The sequence below is a fragment of the Streptomyces sp. SM1 genome, assembly GCF_002910825.1.
Classification (GTDB): domain Bacteria; phylum Actinomycetota; class Actinomycetes; order Streptomycetales; family Streptomycetaceae; genus Streptomyces; species Streptomyces okerensis.
In genome coordinates, this window is record NZ_NEUB01000733.1 from 1 (window position 1) to 3562 (window position 3562).

General features: G+C 71.1%; 4 protein-coding genes. 2 read left to right on the top strand and 2 right to left on the bottom strand.

The features are described from left to right. Positions 1–387 precede the first annotated feature (387 nt). Both B9S61_RS21315 and B9S61_RS21320 read right to left on the bottom strand, forming a co-directional pair. On the bottom strand, positions 388–573 hold the full coding sequence (locus tag B9S61_RS21315) for a hypothetical protein (protein ID WP_103543695.1): 186 nt from the start codon (positions 571–573) through the stop codon (positions 388–390). Between the two features lie 109 nt (positions 574–682). Next, on the bottom strand, positions 683–1402 hold the full coding sequence (locus B9S61_RS21320; protein ID WP_103543696.1) for a L,D-transpeptidase family protein: 720 nt from the start codon (positions 1400–1402) through the stop codon (positions 683–685). Positions 1403–1599: 197 nt separating this feature from the next. On the opposite strand from B9S61_RS21320, the gene B9S61_RS21325 reads away from it, so the two are divergent. Together B9S61_RS21325 and B9S61_RS21330 are read left to right on the top strand one after the other, a co-directional pair. Then, positions 1600–3003, top strand: a complete 1404-nt coding sequence (locus B9S61_RS21325; RefSeq protein ID WP_103543697.1) for a pyridoxal-dependent decarboxylase — start codon at positions 1600–1602, stop codon at positions 3001–3003. 374 nt (positions 3004–3377) lie between these two features. After that, positions 3378–3562 (top strand): transposase (locus B9S61_RS21330; RefSeq protein ID WP_146064863.1); only part of this gene is annotated, 185 nt, incomplete at its 3' end.

The following is a 3562-nucleotide window of genomic DNA, read 5'->3' on the forward strand; positions in this document are numbered from 1 at the left end:
GCCCGGAGGCCAGCGGCCCTCTTGCAGGACCGCGGAAAACATAACGGGGGCCGGGGCGTGCCGGCCGACGCGGCGGGTGCGGGTCGGATGGGGTCGATCGCGCAGTTCCCCGCGCCCCTGGGGGGAGGCGCCGACGTCGGCCGGTGACCGGCCCGGGACGCGCCCAGGCGGCGGGCTGCGGGTCGGATGGGGCTGAGCGCGCAGTTCCCCGCGCCCCTGGGGGTTGGGCTGGGCGGGAGCGGCGTGGTGGCCGGCGGCCCGCCGGTCCGGGCGGAGGGAGAGCAGGGCGCCCTCAGGTGAGGGTCGAGGACAGTACGAGGAGGCACCCGTTTCGCTCAGGGGTGCCCGGTGGACGGGAAGGCGATGCCGGGGCCGCCTATGAAGCGTTCAGGCGGCCCTGGCGGGCTGCGGGCGGGCCGAGGCCCACTCCTGGACCAGGCGCTGGTACTCCTCGCGCTGTTCGCCGCTCAGTGTCCCGCCCGACCGGAGCCACAGGGCCCTGATCTCCTCGTTGACCTCATCAGCCGATCGCTCGGAGGAGGGTTCAACAGTGGTGGACATGCCGTGAAGCATACGGCGCGAGAGGTGAAGACGCCGTGAGTAATCGCACGCATATCGGACATTTCAGACAGTGTTGCTGATCACGTCCATCTGCCGTATCTGCCATGGAACGTGGGCGAGTTCACAGCACTCCGCCCCCGGCCCGGTCAGTGCCCGGCTTGCGGCCGTACACGTAGACGTCGTCGCCCTTCTTCAGCAGCGACCAGTACTTCTTGGCGGTGGCCTTGGTCATGTTGACGCAGCCGTGCGACCCCGGCGGGTTCCACATGCTGACGCCGGCCGAGTGGAAGGCCTGGCCGCCGTCGAAGAACTGGCTGTAGGGCATCGGCACGTCGTAGATCGTCGAGACGTGGTCGATGTTGCGCCAGTAGACCTTCTTCAGACCCGTCCGGGTCTCGTACCCGTTGCGTCCCGTGCGGACCGGGACCGGGCCGTAGACGAGCTTCTTGCCGTCCTGGATCCAGCTGAGCTGGAGCGTGAGGTTCACACAGGCGATCCGGCCCTTGTTCGTCGGGCACTTACCGGCCTTGTTCGGCTTCTTCCCGACCGCCTTCTGCTTGTTCATGAGGTTCATCACGCCCCAGGTGACGGGACCGGCGTACCCGATGTTGGGCCTGATCCCGTGCTTGGTCTGGAAGGCGCGGATGGCCTTGCAGTCGGCGGACGACTGCTTGCCGTCGACCGGACGGCCGAGGAATTTCTCGACCTGCTTCTGGTACGGGCCCTTCGAGGCGGTGCAACTCGCGGCCTGCGCCGGTGTGGCAACGAGCGCCAGTGCGAGCGGGGCCACCAGTGAGGTGACCCCCATGGCGACGGCACTTCGTCTGCTTACGTCCCCCATGGTCTGATCCGCCTTTCCCTTGCGGTGGGCGCATGGCTGCGCACTCTGTCAGGTAGACGACTCATCGGGAAAATCGGTTGTACGGGCCGGACCCATCGCCACCGAACGGTGACAGTGGACCGGCCGGGGACCGGCCGGTCCACGCCTTGCGAAGCGGACCGGGCGCCGCCGCCGGGGCGCGGCCTAGGCTCCGTGCCATGGATCGCGCACTCGCCGGTGATCTGGCCCGGCTTCCCGAGCTTCTGCAGAGCGTCCGTGACGTGGCCGTGCGGGAGGTGAACGGGATGTCCGAGCGGCCCGTGGCGAGCCTCGGCCCGGCGCCGGCCCCGGGCCCGTTCCCGGCCGGGGGTGTCGGCGCCGAGGCGGCGCTGGCCCGGTTCACCGAGCGCTGGTCGCCCGGCTTCTCGGGCTCGGCGGGACCGCGCTACCTCGGGTTCGTCACCGGCGGCGCCACGCCGGCCTCGGTGGCCGGGGACTGGCTCACCTCCGCCTACGACCAGAACGGCTGTGCGGCGGTCGGTTCCTGGGCGGCCGCGCTGGAGCGGGAGACGGTGGGTTGGCTGCGCGAACTGTTCGGCCTGGGTGAGGAGTTCGGCGGGGCGTTCGTGACGGGCGCCGCCATGTCCAACACGGTGGGGCTGGCCGTGGCCCGGGAATGGCTGGGCGAGCGGCTGGGGGTGGACGTGGCGCGGGACGGGGTGGCCGCCCTGGGCCCGGCGGACGTCCTGTCGGGCAGCCCGCACTCCACCATCGGCAAGGCGCTGTCGGTGCTGGGTCTCGGCAGGGAGCGGCTGCGGCGGGTGCCCGTGCTGCCGGACAACCGGGAGGCCGTCGACGTGGCGGCGCTGGACGCGGCACTGACGGGGCTGGACGGGCGGCCGGCGATCGTGGTGGCGAACGCGGGGACGGTGAACAGCGTCGACTTCGACGATCTGCGGGCCGTCGCGGCGCTGAGGGAGCGCCACGACTTCTGGCTGCACGTGGACGCCGCGTTCGGCGGGTTCGCCGCCCTCTCCCCCGCGTACGCGCATCTGGTCGCCGGACTCGACGCGGCGGACTCCGTCTGCGTCGACCTGCACAAGTGGCTGAACGTGCCCTATGACGCGGCCGTGCAGTTCACCCGGCGCCGGGACCTCCAGCTCGCCGTGTTCCGCAATGCCGCGGCGTACCTCGGGCCGCCCGCGGGCGAGCCCGACTTCCTGCATCTCACCCCGGAGAACTCGCGCCGGCTGCGGGCCCTGCCGGCGTGGTTCTCGCTGATGGCGTACGGACGCGCGGGGCACCGCGAGATCGTCGAGCGGAACGTGGCACTGGCCCGGCTGCTCGGTGAACGTATCGCGGACATCCCCGGGTTGAGGCTGCTCGCCCCGGTGCGCCTCAACGTCGTGTGCTTCACCCTGGCCGACCGTCCGGACGAGGAGCGGGTGACCGCCTTCGACCGGGCGGTGGCGGCCGGCGGCGAGACGTTCCTGACGCCGACGGTGTACGACGGGGTGCGGGGCCTGCGGGCGGCGTTCAGCAACTGGCGGACGTCGGAGGAGGACGTGGAGCGGGTGGCCGGGGCGCTGGCATCCGCGGTCGCCGACGTCCCCGGAGGGTGAGTGCCCCCGAAAGGATCACAACGGGGGTACTCACCGGCTCGCCGGTCCCACCGCCGGTCTCACGGCCGGGGCACCGCCAGGTCGAAACCCGAGTTCACCGCGGTGATCCCCCGTTATGTTTTCCGCGGTCCTGCAAGAGGGCCGCTGGCCTCCGGGCCCGGCATGACTGTTGCCCCCTGTCGAAGGCATGACCTGGGGGGTGGTGTCACCGGGCCCGGGAGGTGCCGTCGGAGACGCTGATGAGAGGTCCGGCCACCGTCCGGTCCGGCGCAATGCCGGACAGCTCGCGGGCGGCAGGTCTGCATAACGTGGATGCGCGAGTACGACACCGATGCCGAGGCCGGCACCGTCAACACCCCTTGGGGAGGGGCACGATGTTCGAGACCGAAGACGTGGGCGTGTTCCTGGGCCTGGACGTCGGCAAGAGTGCTCACCACGGCCACGGACTCACCCCGGCCGGGAAGAAGGTCTTCGACAAGCAACTGCCCAACAGCGAGCCGAAGCTGCGGGCCGTCTTCGACAAGCTGACCGCGAAGTTCGGCACCGTCCTGGTGATCGT

Excerpts from the sequence above, each read along its gene's own strand:
- B9S61_RS21325 (WP_103543697.1), top strand. The coding sequence starts at position 1,600 with ATGGATCGCGCACTCGCCGGTGATCTGGCCCGGCTTCCCGAGCTTCTG.
- B9S61_RS21320 (WP_103543696.1), bottom strand. The coding sequence starts at position 1,402 with ATGGGGGACGTAAGCAGACGAAGTGCCGTCGCCATGGGGGTCACCTCA.
- B9S61_RS21315 (WP_103543695.1), bottom strand. The coding sequence starts at position 573 with ATGCTTCACGGCATGTCCACCACTGTTGAACCCTCCTCCGAGCGATCG.